11 protein-coding genes and 3 pseudogenes are annotated in these 18,568 nt (G+C 71.5%); 7 read left to right on the top strand and 7 right to left on the bottom strand.

Annotation, left to right across the window (positions count from 1 at the left end; translation table 11 throughout):
- Positions 1-261: 261 nt before the first annotated feature.
- The 4 genes from adhE to ppdK all read right to left on the bottom strand — a co-directional run bounded on the left by adhE (position 262) and on the right by ppdK (position 7,037).
- Positions 262-2,904 carry a bifunctional acetaldehyde-CoA/alcohol dehydrogenase gene (adhE, locus tag TU30_RS08595; protein WP_042166735.1) on the bottom strand — a complete coding sequence of 881 codons (2,643 nt, stop codon included), beginning with the start codon at positions 2,902-2,904 and terminating at the stop codon, positions 262-264.
- A 221-nt stretch (positions 2,905-3,125) separates the two neighbouring features.
- On the bottom strand, positions 3,126-3,746 hold the full coding sequence (locus TU30_RS08590; RefSeq protein WP_042166733.1) for a CBS domain-containing protein: 621 nt from the start codon (positions 3,744-3,746) through the stop codon (positions 3,126-3,128).
- Between the two features lie 107 nt (positions 3,747-3,853).
- Positions 3,854-4,237: a hypothetical protein gene (locus TU30_RS08585; RefSeq protein ID WP_042166731.1), complete on the bottom strand. Its 384-nt coding sequence runs from the start codon at positions 4,235-4,237 to the stop codon at positions 3,854-3,856.
- Positions 4,238-4,340: 103 nt separating this feature from the next.
- On the bottom strand, positions 4,341-7,037 hold the full coding sequence (gene ppdK / locus TU30_RS08580) for a pyruvate, phosphate dikinase (protein WP_042166729.1): 2,697 nt from the start codon (positions 7,035-7,037) through the stop codon (positions 4,341-4,343).
- Between the two features lie 371 nt (positions 7,038-7,408).
- Here ppdK and pflB point away from each other — a divergent pair, with 371 nt between their 5' ends.
- From pflB to TU30_RS08560, 4 genes are all read left to right on the top strand, one after another.
- Entirely contained in the window at positions 7,409-9,667 is a 2,259-nt protein-coding gene (gene pflB / locus TU30_RS08575; protein WP_042166727.1) for a formate C-acetyltransferase, read from the top strand.
- A gap of 5 nt (positions 9,668-9,672) precedes the next feature.
- The gene (pflA, locus tag TU30_RS08570; RefSeq protein WP_042166725.1) at positions 9,673-10,413 is read left to right on the top strand and encodes a pyruvate formate-lyase-activating protein; all 741 of its coding nucleotides are present in this window, start codon (positions 9,673-9,675) and stop codon (positions 10,411-10,413) included.
- A 507-nt stretch (positions 10,414-10,920) separates the two neighbouring features.
- Positions 10,921-11,826 (top strand): universal stress protein, encoded by a 906-nt coding sequence (locus TU30_RS08565; protein ID WP_042166723.1) that lies wholly within the window; start codon positions 10,921-10,923, stop codon positions 11,824-11,826.
- A 34-nt stretch (positions 11,827-11,860) separates the two neighbouring features.
- The gene (locus TU30_RS08560) at positions 11,861-12,883 is read left to right on the top strand and encodes a zinc-dependent alcohol dehydrogenase (protein ID WP_042166721.1); all 1,023 of its coding nucleotides are present in this window, start codon (positions 11,861-11,863) and stop codon (positions 12,881-12,883) included.
- A 36-nt stretch (positions 12,884-12,919) separates the two neighbouring features.
- Here TU30_RS08560 and TU30_RS33825 read toward each other — a convergent pair.
- Positions 12,920-13,760 (bottom strand): annotated as a pseudogene (locus tag TU30_RS33825) (IS5 family transposase).
- Positions 13,761-13,918: 158 nt separating this feature from the next.
- Positions 13,919-14,227: a hypothetical protein gene (locus TU30_RS08550; RefSeq protein WP_042166717.1), complete on the bottom strand. Its 309-nt coding sequence runs from the start codon at positions 14,225-14,227 to the stop codon at positions 13,919-13,921.
- A 289-nt stretch (positions 14,228-14,516) separates the two neighbouring features.
- Between TU30_RS08550 and TU30_RS08545 the strand changes: the two are divergent.
- The 3 genes and pseudogenes from TU30_RS08545 (at position 14,517) to TU30_RS38250 (ending at position 16,513) form a co-directional block, all read left to right on the top strand.
- Positions 14,517-15,208, top strand: a pseudogene (locus tag TU30_RS08545) (hypothetical protein).
- 182 nt (positions 15,209-15,390) lie between these two features.
- Positions 15,391-16,008, top strand: coding sequence for a sigma-70 family RNA polymerase sigma factor (locus tag TU30_RS08540; protein ID WP_042166715.1), 618 nt, complete (start codon positions 15,391-15,393; stop codon positions 16,006-16,008).
- 94 nt (positions 16,009-16,102) lie between these two features.
- Positions 16,103-16,513, top strand: coding sequence for an acyl-CoA carboxylase subunit epsilon (locus TU30_RS38250; protein WP_078878173.1), 411 nt, complete (start codon positions 16,103-16,105; stop codon positions 16,511-16,513).
- On the opposite strand, the pseudogene TU30_RS08535 reads toward TU30_RS38250, so the two are convergent.
- Positions 16,494-18,554: pseudogene (locus TU30_RS08535) on the bottom strand (SpoIIE family protein phosphatase). The gene TU30_RS38250 and the pseudogene TU30_RS08535 overlap by 20 nt on opposite strands.
- Between the last annotated feature and the right edge of the window lie 14 nt (positions 18,555-18,568).

Below are 18,568 nucleotides of genomic sequence, written 5' to 3'. Positions count from 1 at the left end.
GGCTCCGCAGTTGACGTCGGGCCGGGGGAGCACCGGCGCCCGGGACCCCGGCGCGGTGGTCTTCGCCGCAGGCGGACCTCGACAGGAGCCGGATGTCGTCATCAGCGGGTACGACCGGGGGGCCGGCACTGTCCGTCGGCGATCTCCGCCAACGGCACGCGCACAGGCCCACGCCTTCTTCTGCCACGAACGGGCCGGCGGCAGGCGGTACGGAAGCGGGGTGGTGCCCGGCCGGCTTCGGCGGTCGTCGGCCGACCGCACTCAGCCGTAATAGGCGCTGCGCATGATTCCCTGCATGTCGTCCAGCATCGGCATGCGGGGGTTGGCCGGTGCGCACTGATCCTCGTAGGCGTTGAGCGCCTGCTGCGGCAGAGCGTCCAGGAAGGTCCGCTCGTCGACTCCCAGCGCTTCGAACGTCGGCTCGATGCCGACGGCGTCGCGCAGGCGCTCGACGGCCACGGCCAGGGACTCCACGCCCTCGGCCGGGGTGGCGGCCGGCAGTCCGAGGGTGCGGGCGATGTCCTGGAAGCGCTCGGGGGCACGGTAGTTCTCGTACTTGGGCCAGCCGGTGAGCTTCGTCGGGACGGTGCCGTTGTAGCGGATGACGCGCGGGAGCAGCACGGCATTGGTGCGGCCGTGCGCGATGTGGAAGGTCGCGCCGAGGGTGTGGGACATGGCGTGGACGATGCCGAGGAAGGCGTTGCCGAAGGCCATGCCCGCGATGGTGCCGGCGTTGTGCATCTTCTCGCGTGCTTCCGGTGACCCGTCGCGGTCGTTGACGGCCGCTTCCAGGTGCTCGAAGACCAGGCGGATCGCGTGCAGCGCGAGGCCGTCGGTGAAGTCGTTGGCGTAGACGGACACGTACGACTCGATGGCGTGGGTGAGGGCGTCGAAGCCGCTGTCGGCGGCCAGCGCCCGGGGCAGGGCGGCGGTGAGAGCGGGGTCGACGATCGCCACGCTGGGGGTGAGCGCGTAGTCGGCCAGCGGGTATTTCTTACCCGTGGCGGGGTCGGAGATGACGGCGAATGGGGTGACCTCGGCGCCGGTTCCGGAAGTGGTGGGCACGCACACCAGGCGGGCCAGCCTGCCCAGGGTCGGGAAGCGGAAGGCGCGCTTGCGGATGTCGGAGAACTTCTGCCGCATGTCGGCGAAGTCGATGTCGGGCTGCTCGTACAGCAGCCACATCACCTTCGCCGCGTCCATGGGCGATCCGCCACCCAGTGCGATGATCGTGTCGGGGCGGAAGTCCCGCATCAGGCCGGTACCGCGCTGCACGGAGTCGATGCTGGGCTCGGGTTCGACGTTGTCGATGATCTGTACGGTCACCGGCTCACGACGCCGCTGCAGCACCCGCGTGATCCGGTCGACGAAGCCGAGGCGGGTCATGGTCGCGTCGGTGACGATCGTGACGCGGTGGACGTCCGGCATGGAGGTCAGGTAGCGGATGGCCTGCGGCTCGAAGTAGATCTTCGGCGGGACCTTGAACCACTGCAGGTTGTTGCGGCGGGTACCGACCCGCTTGACGTTGAGGAGCTGGGCGGCGGAGACGTTGTTCGACACCGATGTGCTCCCCCAGGAGCCGCAGCCGAGGGTCAGCGACGGCAGCAGGCCGTTGTAGATGCCGCCGATCGCGCCCTGCGAGGAAGGGGCGTTGACGATGATCCGCACGGTCTTCATGCGCGTGCCGTACGCCTCCGCCAGGGCGCGGTCCTCGGTGTGGATGACGGCGCTGTGGCCCTGGCCGTGGAAGGCGACCATGTCCGCGGCCAGGCCGAAGCCCTGCTGCTCGTCCCCGGCCCGGAGCACGGCCAGGACGGGACAGAGCTTCTCCCTGGTCAGCGGCTCGTCCGGGCCGACGCGTTCCGTCTCGACCAGGATGACCGAGGTCTCCTCCGGTACGGAGAATCCGGCCTGCTCGGCGATCCAGGCCGGGCTCTGGCCGACGGCCGTGGCGTTGACCTTGGGTTCGCAGCCCGCGCCCGAGCCGCCGGTGGCGGGGAACAGGAAGGACTCCAGCTTCGCCTTCTCCTGCGGGGTGGCCAGGTGGGCGTGGAGGGTGCGGAACTCGGCGAGTGCCGCGTCGTAGATGTCGGTGTCCAGGATGACGGCCTGCTCGGAGGCGCAGATCATGCCGTTGTCGAACGACTTCGACAGCACCAGGTCGTTGACGGCCCGGCGCAGCTTCGCGCTCTTGTGGACGTAGGCGGGGACATTGCCGGCACCCACACCGAGGGCGGGCTTGCCGGCCGAGTAGGCGGCCTTGACCATGGCGTTGCCTCCGGTGGCGAGGACGAGCGAGACGCCCGGGTGCCGCATCAGCATGCGGGTGGCCTCGACCGACGGCTGCTCGACCCACTGCACGCAGTGCTCCGGCGCTCCCGCGGCGACGGCCGCGTCACGTACGACCCGGGCGGCTTCGGCGCTGCACCGCTGGGCGGAGGGGTGGAAGGCGAACACGACCGGGTTACGGGTCTTCAGGGCCATCAGCGCCTTGAATACCGTCGTGGAGGTCGGGTTGGTGACGGGAGTGATCGCGCACACCACGCCCACCGGTTCCGCGATCTCGACCATGTCCTCGATGTCGTCGCGGGCGATGACCCCGACGGTCTTCATGCGGCCCATGCTGTGCGTGACGTGCTCACACGCGAACATGTTCTTGGCCGCCTTGTCCTCGAACACCCCCCGCCCGGTCTCGTCCACCGCCAGGCGGGCCAGCGCGGTGTGCTGGTCCAGGGCGGCGACCGACGCCTTCTTCACGATGTGGTCGACCTGCTCCTGGGTGAGGCTCTCGTAGTCGGCGAGTGCCTTGAGGCCTGCCGTGACCAGACGGTCCACGGCGACCGCGGTGTCGGACGGGGCCTCGATGCCGGTCGTGGCCGCGGTCCGCGAGCCCTGTCGGGTCATGGTGGTCTGCCTCCGGTGTCGGATGGCGCCGTGCACATGCGGCGGCGTCGGGACGGGAGGGGCACCGCAGGGGACCGGTGCCCCTCCCTGACTCCACTGTCCTGTGGAACCCGGTGCCGCCGCAGGCGCCGAAGGTCCCCTTCCGAGCCCGTCCGGCCCGGGCCGGCAGGGCCTGTCGGCCCGGACCTCGCACAGGCCCGCATGCCCGTCGGCCGAGTCGGTCACGGGACTTCGGTGCCACCGGCCCCGGCGGGCGGTGCGCAGTCGTCGACGCGGAACGTCAGAGCGTTCATCACTTCGACGACGCCCTCCAGCCGCCATGCGGCGTGGACGGCTTCGGGGACCTGGCTGCGCAGCTCCACCCGGCCGTCGAGGGTGACGACACCGTCGCGGACAAAGACGCGGACGGCTTCGGCCGGCAGTCCCAGGACACCGACGAGGACCTCCTCGGTCACCTGGTGGCGGATGTCGTCGTCCGTGCGCAGGAAGACCCGGAGCAGGTCCCGGCGGGTGGCGATGCCGATGAGCCGGTCCTCCTCGTCGACCACGTGCAGCCGCTCGACGCCACGGCGCTCCATCAGCCGGGCCGCGTCCGGGACGGTCTGCTCCGGGTGCACGGTGACCGCGGGACTCGACATCACGTCCGCCGCCGTGACGGCGCGCACCGGCCCGGAACCCGCCCGGTGCGCCTGTGCGCGCACCAGGTCGGTTCCGGAGACCACTCCGAGAACCTTGTCGTCGGCGTCGAGCACCGGCACTCCGCTGATCCGGTGGTGGTCGAGCAGCCGGACGACTTCCTTGAACGGTGTCGTCCGGCGTGCCTGCACGACGTTCCTGGTCATCACTTCACCGATGGTGCGAGTGGGCACGGTGGTTCCTCCTTCACGAGCACGGCGGGGAGGGGGCCGTGACGGCCCTGACTCCCCGCCAGGTCGGGCGCCCGAGGCGCCTATTGCTCCGGACCGCCGCGCCACGGGGGCGGCGTGGCCGTCCTGCGGGTGGCGTCCCCGTGGTGTGTGGCACGGTCCGTGTTGCTGCGCAGCCGGTCCTGCAACCGGTCGGCGAGTTCCCGGGCGCTCGCCTCGCGGGCATGGACGACCACGAGGTGGTGTCCCACCCGGATCTCCGCGCCGGCGGACCAGGGCAGCTCGACGTGGTGGGCCGTGGCTCTGACGACGCGCACTTCGCCGCTGGCGGGCGGCAGGCCGGGACGGCCCAGAGCGGCGCCGACCTTCTCCCGGACGTAGGCGAGGGACTCCTCGTCCACGTCGCCTTCGGCGCGCACCCGGACGGTGGCGTCGAGGCCACGGACACCGATGCCCTTGGCAGTCATGCGATCCACTCCTCGTGATCGTTCCGGCACGCCTCAAGCCTGCCGCGTGCCGTGTCCCGGCCCCAGGGGCGGCCGGCCCCGGAACCGGGGCCGAGAGCCCCGCTCACCTGCTGTCGCTCGCATCGGTCCGTTCCAGCGCCGCCCGCCCGGCCTCCAGCCGTGCCACCGGGACCCGGAAGGGGGAACAGGAGACGTAGTCGAGTCCGGCGGTGTGGAAGAAGTGCACCGAGTCGGGATCCCCCCCGTGCTCGCCGCAGACGCCGATCTTCAGGTCCGGCCGGGTGGCGCGGCCTTCCGCGACGGCGATCCGGACCAGTCGGCCCACGCCGTCCCGGTCGAGCGTCTCGAACGGGGAGGCGGGGAAGACGCCCTTGTCGAGGTAGGCGGGGAAGAACTCGGCCTCGACGTCGTCACGGGAGAACCCCCAGGTGGTCTGGGTGAGATCGTTGGTGCCGAAGGAGAAGAACTCCGCCTCCTCGGCGATCCGGCCTGCCGTCAGCGCCGCCCTGGGCAGCTCGATCATGGTGCCGACGGGGCATGTGACCGGCACCCCCGACGTCTCGGAGACCTCGGTCAGTACTCGCTGTACCTCGTCCCGGACGATCCGCAGTTCTCGGACGTCCCCGACCAGCGGGACCATGATCTCCGCCCGGGGAGTGCCACCGGCGAGAAGACGGTGCGCGACGGCCTCACCGATCGCCCGGACCTGCATGGCGACCAGGCCGGGGACCACCAGGCCGAGGCGCACGCCCCGCAGCCCGAGCATCGGGTTCTCCTCGCGCATGCGGTTCACCGCGGTCAGCAGCTCGACGTCGTGTGCGTCCGGCAGGCCGCCCCGGGCCTCGGCGGCGGCGATCCGCACCGCCAGTTCGGTGCGGTCCGGCAGGAACTCGTGCAGCGGCGGGTCCAGCAGACGGATGGTGACCGGCAGACCGTCCATCGCCTCCAGGATGCCCGTGAAGTCCTCCCTCTGGAGCGGCAGAAGGGCTGCCAGCGCCCGGTCGCGCCGGGCGTCCGTGTCGGCCAGGATCATCTCCTCGACCAGTTTGCGGCGTTCGCCGAGGAACATGTGCTCGGTGCGGCACAGGCCGATGCCCTGCGCGCCGAACCGGCGTGCGCGGGCGGCGTCCTCAGGGGTGTCGGCGTTGGCCCGCACCTCCAGCCGCCGCACGGTGTCGGCCCTGGCCAGGGCACGGGCCACCGCGTCGACCACACCGGTCGTCCCCCGGTCGCCCGCACCGGCCTCCAGGAAACGCATGACGGCCGAGTCCACCAGCGGAACGGATCCCGGGTACACGGCACCCGTGGTGCCGTCCACGGACAGGACCGTGCCTTCCTCGACGACGGTGCCGTCCGGTGCGGTGAAGCGCCGAGCCCCGAGGTCCACGGAGAGCTCCTCGGCACCGCAGACGCAGACCTTGCCCATACCGCGCGCCACGACGGCGGCGTGGCTCGTCTTGCCGCCGCGACTGGTGAGCACCGCCTGCGCGGCGATCATGCCGGGCAGGTCGTCGGGGGTGGTCTCCTGACGGACGAGGACCACCCTCTCGCCGGCGGCGGCACGTCGAACCGCCTCGGCGGAGTCGAAGACCGCGACGCCGACCGCGGCACCGGGCGAGGCCGGGAGACCACGGGCGAGTGGATCACCGGTCGCCGAGGCGTCGAACCGCGGGAACATCACCCGGGCGAGTCCCTCACCGCTCACCCGGGTGAGGCCCTCGTCCGCAGTGATGAGTTCCTCGTCGGCCAGTTCGGCGGCGAGGGCGAAAGCCGCCTCGGCGGTGCGCTTGCCCACCCGGGTCTGCAGCATCCACAGGGTGCCGCGCTCGATGGTGAACTCGATGTCGCACAGGTCGCGGTAGTGCCGCTCCAGGGTCTCCATGTGCGCACGCAACCGGCCGTAGGACCCGGGATCCAGGCGCTCCAGCTCGGTCAGGGGCGCGGTGCTGCGGATCCCGGCGACGACGTCTTCGCCCTGGGCGTCGGGCAGGTAGTCGCCGTACAGGCCGGGGCGCCCGGTGGCCGGGTCGCGGGTGAAGGCGACACCGCTGCCGGAGTCCGGCCCGAGGTTGCCGAACACCATGCGCTGCACGTTCACGGCGGTGCCCAGATCGTCGGCGATGTGCTCGCGCCGCCGGTACAGCCGGGCGCGTTCGCCGTTCCAGGACTCGAAGACCGCCAGGACCGCCCGGCGCAGCTGCTCGGCGGGCGACTGCGGGAAGTACTCGCCGGTTTCCAGATGGATGAGGTTCTTGTACGTCTCCACGAGCTGGGTGAGATCACCGGCGTCCAGGTGCACGTCGTCCGGGACCCCGCGCAGGTCCTTGAGCAGGGTGATGGCCCGCTCGAACCGGGAGGGGGCGACGCCCATGACGGTGCTGCCGAACATCTGCACGAGACGGCGGTAGGAGTCCCAGGCGAAGCGCTCGCTGCCGGAGACCTCGGCCAGCCCGAGAACGGACTCGTCGTTGAGCCCGATGTCGAGGATCGTCTCCATCATGCCGGGCATGGAGAACCTGGCGCCGGAGCGGACGGACAGCAGCAGCGGGTCGTCCGGTTGACCGAGCAGCTTTCCCGCGGCGGTCTCGACAGCCCTCAGGTGCTCGGAGATCTCCTCCCACATGCCCAAAGGCTCGCCGCCGGTGGCCAGGAAGGCCCGGCACGCCTCGGTGGTGACGGTGAACCCCGGCGGCACCGGCAGTCCGAGCCGGGTCATCTCGGCCAGGTTCGAACCCTTGCCACCGAGCAGGTCGACCATGTCACGGCCGCCCTCGGTGAAGTCGTACACGTAACGAGCCATGACGCTGCGCTCCTCGGCTGTGGGGCGTGGTCCTTCCAGCGTCGAACACCGGCATGCTCCGCGCGAGGTACCGGCAGTCCCGACCGGGGGCCGACCGGCCCCGGTGCCGCCCTCTGCCCCGCAGGGGCGAAAGGACTCACAGCAGGGCTGTGCGGCCCCTCGGCCTTCGCGGAGAGGAAGCACGAAGACGTCCGAAGGCGGCCGATCGGGGAGGAGAGCCCTGCGCCGCGGTGCGCGGCCCGGGGCCGAAGGTCCCGGCGGCCCCGGGCCGGACGGGGCCCGCCCCGTGCCCTGTCCGGCACTGCCCGCCGTCGGCCCGGACGGCGAGCATCGTCGGTGAGAAGACCGTTCGTTCGACGAGAGGACCTGTGATGACCGCGACGGTGACAGCCGGCCCCCGGACCGCCGACGCCTGGCGTCGGTTCGCCGGAAGAGGTTGGCGTGAGCGCATCGACGTGCGCGACTTCATCCAGGCCAACTACACACCCTACGAAGGCGAAGCCTCCTTCCTGACCGGCCCCACGGACCGCACGCGCGCGGTCTGGGAGAAGGTCAGCGCCCTGTTCCCCGAGGAGCGGCGCAGGGGCATCCTCGACGTGGACGCCGCCACCCCGTCCACGATCACCTCGCACGCTCCCGGCTTCATCGACCGTGACCGTGAGCTGATCGTCGGTCTGCAGACCGACGCCCCGCTGAAGCGGGCGATCATGCCGAACGGCGGTCTGCGTATGGTGGAGAACGGTCTGAAGGCCTACGGCCACGAGGCCGACCCCTTCGTGTCGAAGGTCTTCGGGACCTACCGCAAGACCCACAACGACGGCGTCTTCGACGCCTACACGCCCACGATGCGCGCCGCCCGCAAGGTCGGCATCATCACCGGCCTGCCGGACGCCTACGGCCGCGGGCGGATCATCGGCGACTACCGGCGCGTCGCGCTCTACGGCACGGACCGGCTCGTCGAGGCCAAGCGCGCCGAACGCGTCCTGCTGGACGCCCGGCCGTCCACCGCGGACGTCATCCGCGACCGCGAGGAACTGGCCGAGCAGATCCGGGCACTGGGCGAGCTGACCCGCATGGCGGCGACGTACGGCTGTGACGTCTCCCGGCCCGCGGCCACCGCGCACGAGGCGGTCCAGTGGCTCTACCTCGGTTTCCTCGCCGCGGTGAAGGAACAGAACGGTGCGGCGATGTCGCTGGGCCGCACCTCCACCTTCCTGGACGTCTACCTCCAGCGGGACCTGGACGAGGGGCTCCTCGACGAGAGGCGCGCCCAGGAGCTGATCGACGACTTCGTCATCAAGCTCCGCATCGTGCGGTTCCTGCGCACCCCCGAGTACGACACGCTGTTCTCCGGCGACCCGACGTGGGTGACGGAGTCCATCGGCGGCCTCGGCGCCGACGGCCGGCCCCTGGTCACCCGCACCTCCTTCCGCTTCCTGCAGACCCTGTACAACCTCGGCCCGGCCCCCGAGCCCAACCTGACCGTGCTCTGGTCGCCCCGGCTGCCCGACGGCTTCAAGGAGTTCTGCGCCCAGGTCTCGATCGACACCAGCGCCGTCCAGTACGAGTCGGACGACCTGATGCGCCCGCGCACCGGCGACGACACCGCCATCGCCTGCTGTGTCTCCGCCATGGCGGTCGGGAAGCAGATGCAGTTCTTCGGGGCCCGTGTCAACCTCGCCAAGGCCCTGCTCTACGCCGTCAACGGCGGCCGGGACGAGATGACCGGCGACCAGATCGCCCCCAGGACGCCGCCGCTGACCGGTGAGTACCTCGACTACGACGAGCTGTCGGCCGCGTACGACCGGATCCTGGACTGGCTCGCGCAGACATACGTCGACGCGCTCAACGTCATCCACTACATGCACGACAAGTACGCCTACGAGCGCATTGAGATGGCCCTGCACGACTATCCGGTCCACCGCTTCATGGCCTGCGGCATCGCCGGTCTCTCCGTCGCCGTGGACAGTCTGTCCGCCGTCAAGCACGCGCGGGTCAAGGTGTTCCGCGACGCGACGGGACTGGCCGTGGACTTCGCGACCGAGGGCGAGTTCCCGGCGTACGGCAACAACGACGACCGTGTCGACGCGCTCGCCGTCGACCTGGTGGAGTCGTTCATGGCGAAGGTCCGCAAGCACCCCGCCCACCGCGACGCCGAGCACACCCAGTCCGTGCTGACCATCACCTCCAACGTCGTCTACGGCAAGCACACCGGCAACACCCCCGACGGCCGCCGTGCCGGAGAGCCCTTCGCACCCGGCGCCAACCCGATGAACGGCCGCGACCGGCACGGGGTGGCCGCCTCGGCCCTGTCGGTGGCCAAGCTGCCGTACGAGGAGGCGCGCGACGGCATTTCCCTGACCATCACCATCACCCCCGAAGGGCTGGGACACGTCCCCGAGGAACGCGCCGGCCACCTGGTCGGCATCCTCGACGCCTACACGTCCTCGGGCGGCTTCCACATGAACGTCAACGTCCTGAACCGGGCCGTGCTGGAGGACGCCATGGAGCACCCGGAGAAGTACCCGGAGCTGACGATCAGGGTCTCCGGGTACGCCGTCAACTTCGTCCGCCTGAACCGTGAGCAGCAGCTCGACGTGATCAGCCGCACCTTCCACGGATCACTGTGAGAGCCATGACCACGGGACCGGTCACCGGCCGGATCCACTCCTGGGACCTGTCCACCGGCGTGGACGGTCCCGGGACCCGGTTCGTCCTCTTCGTCAGCGGCTGCCCCCTGCGCTGCCTGTACTGCGCCAACCCCGACACCTGGCACATGCGCGACGGCCGGCGGGCCACCGTCGACGAGGTGATGGCCGAGATCGACAAGTACCGGGCCTTCATCACCACCGCCGGAGGAGGGGTGACCCTCACCGGCGGGGAACCCCTGCTCCAGCCCGCGCTCACCGGCGCCGTCCTGCGCCGCTGCAAGGAGGCAGGACTGCACACCGCGCTCGACACCTCCGGCTTCCTCGGCGCCCGCGCCACGGACGAACTCCTCGCCGACACCGACCTGGTGCTGCTGGACATCAAGTCCTTCGACGTCACGACCCACCGGAAGCTGACCGGCGGCGAACTCGGCCCCACCCTGAACTTCGCCACCCGCCTCGACCGGCTGGGCAAGCGCATGTGGGTCAGGTACGTGCTGGTGCCCGGCTGGACCGACGACCCGGAGGCGATCGACGGACTCGCCGCCTTCCTCGCGGGCCTCGGCAGCGTCGAACGGATCGACATCCTGCCGTTCCACAAGCTCGGCGCCGCCAAGTACGACGCCCTGAACGTCCCCTTCCCCCTGCGGGACACCCCGGCCCCCGACGCGGCACTGGTGGACCGGGTCCGCGGCCAGTTCCGGGAACACGGTCTGGTGGTCCACTGACCGGGGCAAAAGGCCCGGGTGCGGTCCCGTGCACCCCACCGGGACAGCTGCTCCGGGAAGGGGAGCAGCGGTTCCCGGAAGCCCTCACCGGCCGGTGCCGACGGAGTGGGAGTCTGGTCGCGACGGTGTGAACGGCGTCGTGCGCAGCCCGTGTCCACCGCTGTCGTCCGCCGGACGACAGCTGATGCGGAGGATCCGGTGGCCACCGGCCCGGCACCTGTCGGACGGCTCCCCGAGCAGGCCGGCGAACCCGTTCGCCGTCCACCACCTGGTCCACCCGTGCTGCTCGTCGTCCTCGCCGTCACCTCCGCCGGCGGTACCCCCGGCCCGGGACGGCTGTGGGTTTGGCTCCCGTTCGTCCGCGGCAGCGGAGGGCCGCGCCGAACGTCACCGCAGCGGTGTGCCGATGGGGCCGGTCGGCCCCCGCCGGGGACCAGCGGCCCCTGCCCCGAGAGCCCGCCGGACAAGATGCTGAGAACAGACCACCCGACACAGGAGGAGGACCCCATGGCCCGCACGATCACCGTAGGGCTCGACGGCTCCGCCGAGAGCCGGGCCGCCGCCGAATGGGCGGCCCGCGAGGCGAAGCTGCGCGGCCTGCCGGTCAGGCTGGTCCACGTGTGGCAGCCGGTGCCGGAAGCCATGGCGCAAGCCCCGGTCCCGGGTGCCGAGGCCCACCAGCACTGGACCGAGCGCATCCCCCGCGAGTCCGCCGAGAACCTGCGGCTGAGCCACCCCGGAGTCGAGGTGAGCACCGAGCAACGCGCCGGTACGCCCTCCGACGTCCTCGTGGAAGCCGCCCGCGACGCCGAACTGCTGGCCCTCGGTTCCCGCGCGCTGAGCGGGCTCGGTGGTTTCCTGGTCGGGTCCGTCGGGCAGTCCGTGGTCGCCCGCACCGAGGTGCCCGTGGTCCTCGTGCGCACCGGGGAACAGGCCGCCGACGAGCACGTCGTGGGCCCCGCCGGCGTTCCGTCCGCCGCCACCGCCTTCCGGCCCGTCGTCCTCGGCCTCGACACCGGCAGCCCCGACGACACCGTCATCGCCTTCGCCTTCCAGGAGGCACAGCGCCGCACCACCGGGCTGCACGTCGTGCAGGGCTGGAACACGTCGCCCTATGCCGTCTACACCAGGGGATCGGGCTTCGAGCCCCACGAGGAGTTCGCCCGCGAGAGGGCCGGCGTACTCGCCGAGGCGTTGCGTCCCTGGCGGCAGAAGTACCCGGACGTCGAGGTCGTGGAAGTGTCCCGCCCGGGCAGCGCCGCCGACCTCCTGATCGACGCCTCCCGGGACGCCTCCCTCGTCGTCGTCGGCCGGCGCGTGCGCCGCAACCCCGCCGGCGTCCACATCGGTGCCGTCACCCACGCGGTGCTGCACCACTCCACTGCGCCCGTCGCCGTTGTCGCACACGGCTGAGGCACTCTCACCCCGAAAGAGAAGCGAGGACATCATGAAGGCAGCGGTCGTACGGGAATTCGGTAAGCCCCTGGTCATCGAGGAGCGTCCCGACCCCGAGCCCGGCCCCGGGCAGATCCGCGTCCGCGTCGAGGCGTCCGGGCTGTGCCACACCGACATCCACGCCGCGCACGGCGACTGGCCCGTCAAGCCCACCCCGCCCTTCGTACCCGGCCACGAAGGCGTCGGCCTCGTCGAGGAGCTCGGCGAGGGCGTCACCCACCTCGCCGTCGGTCAGCGGGTCGCCGTGCCGTGGCTCGGCAGCGCGTGCGGAAGGTGCGAGCACTGCCTGTCCGGCTGGGAGACGCTGTGCGAGAGTCAGGTCAACACCGGCTACGGCTGTGACGGTGGGTACGCCGAGAAGATGCTGGCCCGGGCCGATTTCGCCCAGCCCGTGCCCGAGGGCGTCAGCGCCGTCGACGCCGCCCCGCTGACCTGCGCGGGCGTCACCACCTACAAGGCCCTGAAGGTCGCCGGTGTCCGGCCCGCCCAGCTCGTCGCCATCTCCGGCGTCGGCGGACTGGGCCACCTGGCGGTGCAGTACGCGAAGATCGCCGGCGCCACCGTCGCCGCCATCGACGTCACCGACGACAAGCTCGAACTCGCCCGGGAGCTGGGCGCCGACATCCTCATCGACGCCCGCACCCAGGACGTCGGCGCGGAGCTGAAGCGGCACGGCGGCGCCCACGCCGCCCTCGCCCTCGCCGTGAACCCGGCCGCCTTCGAAGCCGTCAACTCCGGCCTGCGACGCGGCGGAAAGCTCGTCATGGTCGCCCTGCCCGCCCACGGCACCATCCAGGTCCCGATCTTCGACACCGTGCTCAACGGCACCTCCGTGATCGGCTCCATCGTCGGTACCCGCCAGGACCTCGCCGAGGTCTTCCAGCTCCACGCGGCCGACCGGACGAAGGTCATCCAGGAGACCCGCCCGCTCACCGCCGTCAACGAATCCATCGACGAGGTCCTGCGCGGTCATGTCAAGGCCCGCATCGTCTTCGACCTCGGCACGGGAGACTGAGAGGGCGTTTGATCTAGATGAATTGCCCTTTATCTCCTAGTAGGCTCCTCGCCAGGTGGGTGTGACTTCGCCCGTTATACGCTTGACGAGGTTGTCGATCGAGGCGATGTGGATCATGGCTTTGGAGCTGGAGGGCAGCGTCTCGTAGTCGCGGGCAAGGCGGCGGTGCATCATGATCCATCCGATGCTTCGCTCCACTACCCAGCGCCTTTTTGACTACGTGAAATCCGCGAACGCCTGGGTTTCTGTTGACGACTTCGACGTCGATTCCGAGGCCGGCTCCGTGCTCGATGACGGCGTTCTTGAAGCCGGTGTCGACCCAGCTTTTGGAGATGGTCGGATAGGCCTCCTTGGCCCGGTCGAGAAGGCGAATTCCTACAGCGTTCTCGGAGAGGCTCGCGGCGGTGACGGTCACGGCGAGGAGGAGCCCGATCGTGTCGGTGAGGATGCCTCGCTCCCTGCCGACGATCTTCTTCGCCGCATCCGTTCCCTGGCTGGTCACAGGCACGTTGGAGGAGGTCTTCACGCTCTGGGTGTCGATCACGGAGGCCGTCGGTTCGGGCTTGCGCCCATCCTTCACCCGGGCGAGGCCGACGAGGTCGTAGTTGAGCTGTTCGAATATTCCCTCGTCGCGCCAGGCGGCGTAGTAGAAGTAGGCGGTGCCGTGGCTCGGGAAGTCGTGGGGGAGGTATTTCCAGGGGATTCCGGTGCGGTTCGCGTAGAGGATCGCGTTGAACACATCGCGCAGTTCGACTTTGGCCGGCGCACCCGTGGGCCGGCGGTCGAGCCGGGCCTGTCGCCAGGCCGTCAAGGTCGGCTCGATCAAGGCCCATCGGGCGTCGGACAGGTCGCTGGGGTACGGCTTGCGCTGACTCACGCCCAAGATCGATCACATCGATGCTCGGAAGGCAGCGTTCCGCCGATCGTTGGGAGAGTCCGGGGCATTCTCAAATCAGACGTACTTCCAAGCATGGAAGCGGATGAGATGGATACCGCTCCTCCCTGTCGGATGCAGTGTAAATGTTGCGCACGCGATCAAAGGCCCCAAATTAGGGCAGCAATGAAAGCCGCATTCAGGAGAAAATCTGGATGAACGCCCTCTGAGGACGGGGTGACCCGCCCCCGGTCGCCGGCGCCGACGGCTCCGAGTCCGGCCTGCGAGCCATCGACCGGGCGGCCACCGGGCGGTGGGAGCACGGCCGCCGCGCCGAAGCCGGTGGTCGTGGTCAGGCCAGGCCCGGCCGGCGACACGTCCGGGTCGTCCACCGGGCGCGGTCCGCGGGCGCCGAGCAGGGGCAGCCGCCCCGTGGAGAAGGCCACGGCGCACGTCAGCAGCGCGGTCATGTCCGCGTCCGTCCTCGCCGAGCGGCTTTCGTCCGTAGCCCGGACCCCACTCCGCCGCCGGCCTCCCTCCCCGGCGACGCTTCGTCCCGGCGGCGCTTCCCGGGCCCTCAGCAGGAGGCGGCAGGAACGACCCGTGAGGTCCGGCCGGTCGCTGTGGCCTGTGTCACGGTGACCGGGTTGAGTCGGGACCCGGGGGCCTTTGCGTACCTTCTCGTGACGCGTGAGACCCGGACTGCGAGGATGAGGCCGCCATGACTGCTGGGGGTGTTCTCGCGCGCTCAGGGCCGCCGTGTTCGCGGCCGTCTGCGTGCTGCTCACCTCCCTGGGCCACGTCATGATGTCGAAGACCGCGGTGCCCTGGTGGGCCATGGCCGTGGGGGCGGCGGCCACCGGCGGCAAGGCCTGGCGGCCGGCCGGGAGCGCGGGCCGGCCCTGGTCGGGTCCCTCACGGTCGCCGCACAGGCCGTACTCCACGCGTGGTTCTCGCTCACGCAGGCAGCCGTCCATCCGGAAACGTCCCGTGGCGGAACGCTCGTCCGGCGGTGGCTGGACCACCTGGTGGGCGGTTCGCACGGGGGGCCGGGCGCGGAGCGCGAGACGATGCCGGCCTCCATGGGACCCACGCAGCACCCGACGGGTGCCCTGCACTCCATGGCGTCGGCGGACCACACGGGGGCGGCGCACTTTCCGGACCACGGCACGGGCGGCATGTCCTCGACCGGCATGCTCGCCGCCCACCTGCTGGCCGCGCTGCTGTGCGGCCTGTGGCTCGCCCACGGCGAGCGTGCCGCCTTCCGCATCCTGCGGGTGCTCGCGGGCCGGCTCGTCGCGCCGCTGCGCCTGATCCTGCGGCTGCCCGAGCCGCCGCACCGGCCGCGCGTCCGCGCCCGCCGGGGCCGCTCGGGCCACGCGCCGCGACGGCTCCTCCTCACCCACGTGATCATTTCCCGGGGACCGCCCGTGGAGACCGCTGTCGCCTGATGACAGCCGGCTTCCCGAGGCCGTCCACGAGGACGACGAGCCGTCGGCTCCCGCCTCGGGCATCGGCCGCGCACTCCCGCGCCCGGCCGTCCACCCCTTCACCGGATTGCACCGTGCCGCCCGCTGTTCCGCGCGCCGGTACGGACGCCGGTCCCCGGATCCCCGAGAAGGAGAGACACCAGGTGATCACACCTGCCCTGTCTTCAGCACGCGAAGAATCAGGAGAAGTGCCGAGAGACGACTCGATCACCGCATGGGCGCTCGCCGCCCGCAGCGGCGACCCCGACGCTGTCGAACGCTTCGTCCGCGCCCTGCACCGGGACGTCCGCCACTACGTGACGTTCCTCGGCGCCGACCCCCAAAGCGCCGACGATCTGGCCCAGGACACGTTCCTGCGGGCCCTGGGCGGCCTGCACCGCTTCGAGGGCCGCTCCTCGGCCCGCACCTGGCTGCTGTCCATCGCCCGCCGTGCGGTGGTCGACAGCATTCGCCACGCGTCCTCCCGGCCGCGCCTGGCGGACACGGACGACTGGCAGTCGGCCGCCGAACGCACCCAGCCGCGCGGCCTGCCCGGCTTCGACGACGGCATCGCCCTCGTCGAACTCCTGGAAACGCTTCCGGACGACCGCCGGGAGGCATTCGTCCTCACCCAGGTGGTGGGCCTTCCCTACGCGGAGGCGGCGAGTGTCAGCGACTGCCCCATCGGCACGGTGCGCTCACGCGTCGCCCGCGCCCGCACCTCGCTGATCGAGTGGCTGGACGACGCCGAGCGCTGCACGCCGGCGGCCGCCGCGGCCTGACCGACCCCACCACGCCGCCGCCCGGTTCGTCCTTCGGGCGGCGGCGTGGTGCGGTCCGTCGCTTCGGCGCCGCAGCTCGTCTCACGCGGGTGAGGTGCCCCGTCGTCCGTCGATCCGTGAACGGGCGTGGTCCGTGACCGTGGGCCGGTCCCGGCGTCAGACGGGTCGGCCTTCCGGCACCCGTCCGGCCCGACGAGGGGAGGCGCCCGCGCCGGTGCCGGCAGGATCCGTTCCCCGCCTCCGCGTGGAGCGTGGCCGTCCGAGCAGGGTGGACGTCGCCGCCCTCGTCGTCGCACCGGCACACCTGCGGTGCCGGGCGGACGAACGGGCCGGCGGCCCGGCTGAGCCCTCCTCCGGAAGCTCACGGGCGGCCTGGCGACGCCTTGAACGCCGGCACCACCGCGGCCCGACCGGCTGGTGCGACGGACACGGCTGGGACGGGCGCCGGTGGGCGGGACACCGAGGACGACGCGGTGGTCCTCGCGTCATTCGCCGATGCCGATGAGGAGCAGGGCGATGTCGTCGTCAGGGCTGGGAGCATGCCGCATGAGGGCATCGGCCATGGCGTCGAGGTCGGTGGGATCGGTGTCTTCCAGGAGCCCGGCGAGGGCCGCGGTCGCGTCGTCGAGGTCGACGCCGGGGGCCTCGACGAGCCCGTCGGTGTACAGGGCGAGCACACAGCCGGGCGGCAGGGGGAACTCCCGTGTCGGGTAAAGGACGTCGGGGGCGATGCCGAGCAGGAGGCCCGGGGGGACGTCGATGAGTTCGGTGCGTCCGTCGGCGTGGCGCAGAAGGGGAGGCGGGTGGCCGGCGGTGGCCAGGCCCGCACGGTGGGTGGCGAGGTCGAGGTGCACGTAGACACAGCTCGTAACAGGCCGGGGTCCAGGTCGGTGAGCAGACGGTTGGCGCCGGCCAGCACGTGGTCGGGGGAGGCGCCCACGGTGGCGTGGGCGTGGACGGCGGTGCGGACCTGCCCCATGAGCGCCGCGGCGTCCACGTTGTGACCCTGCACGTCGCCGATGGTGGCGCCGGCGGTGTGCGCGTCGAGGCGGATCAGGTCGTAGAAGTCGCCGCCGATGCCCAGGCCCCGGGCAGCGGGCAGATAGCGGGCGGCGACCTTCAGACCGGCGACCCGGGGCAGCGCGCGGCAGCAGGTCGGACTGCAGGCGGCGGGCGAGCCGGTGTTTGGCGTCGTAGAGCCTGGCACGGTCCAGGGCCTGCCCCACCAGACCGGCCAGTGAGGTGAGAACGGCGCGCTCGGCGGGCGGGAAGAGACGGGGCCGGCTGTAGGCGAGGAGGAGGGAGCCGATGGGACGGCCGGACGCGATCAGCGGCAAAAAGGCCCAGGAGGCCATCCCGTCCTCGTGCACGGTGAGCGGGTAGGCGCGCCGCAGGCCGGCGAAGTCCGCGAAGAAATCCGGGACACCGGTGGTCAGAACCTTGCTGCCGGGAATGTCCGAGCTCAGCGGAACGGCATCGAAACGGTCCACGAGCCGGGCGCGGTAGCCCCGGTGACCGAGGACCCTCAGGCGGCCGTCCTCGGCAGCCATCAGCACCATGCCCTGCGCGCCCAGAGCGGGCAGCAACTGGTCGGCGGTCTGCTCGACCACATCCTGCACGCCCGCCGCCTCGGTGAGGGTGGCGGCCAGATGCATCAGGTGGTACAGCACGCTGGCACGACTGGGACCGGCGGCGGCCACGGACCGCGGCGGGGGAGCATCGCCGGACGGGTCACCGCGAGCGATGCGGACGCTGATGCCGGAAGCGTCCGGGTACAGCTCGAAGTCCAGCCACACATCCGGCGGGCGCAGGACGGTGAACGCCTGTGGCCGACGGCTGACCAGGGCCGCCCGGTAGCGGTCCTCGACCTGGGGGACGTCCGTCCACGGCAACACCTCCCAGGGCAGGGAACCCACCAGGTCGGCCCGGTCGGCACCGACGAGGTCGGCCCCGGCCCGGGTGATGAAGGTGATGCGGCCGTTGATGTCCAGTCCGCAGGATCCGCCCGGCAGACGGTCGGCGAAGGCCGAGGCCGCTGCCTCCTCGGCGGAGGAGGCAGCGGGCCCGGCCGGCGGCGGGAGTGTCCGCGGCCGGCCGGCGGACAGGAGCGGATCGTCGCGGTCCGCCGCCTGTTGCAGGAGGGTGCCCAAGCGGCGGCAGCCCGTCTCGATGATGTCGCGCTCCTGAGTGCTGGGCTGCGGTGGGCGCTCCCCGGGCAACAGCAGTACCAGTCCGCCTTGAAGCGCCGTGCCGGAAGCGACCGGGGCGGCCGACAGTGTGAAGTCGTACGGCAGTACGAGCGCCGGCCGCGGGTATCGGCGGGTCATGTCCTCCTGACCGGCGATCCACACCAGGCGCCGCTCGTGCACGGCGTCCGCCACCGGCATCGGATCGGTCAGCGCGACCCGCCTCCACGGAGCCGCGAACTCCTGCGGAATCCCGGCCACCATCACCAGCCACAGAGCATCTCCGCCCGGTGGCAGCACGTACAGCAGCCCCCCGAACGCGCCACTGTCCCCGAGCAGGGCGGCCATCGCGGCATCCATCGGAGGTTCACCCA

The organism is Streptomyces sp. NBRC 110035, from assembly GCF_000829695.1.
In the GTDB taxonomy this organism is placed as follows: domain Bacteria; phylum Actinomycetota; class Actinomycetes; order Streptomycetales; family Streptomycetaceae; genus Streptomyces.
The sequence above is the reverse complement of the archived record's forward strand: the minus strand, read 5'-3'. Positions and strand labels throughout refer to the sequence as shown.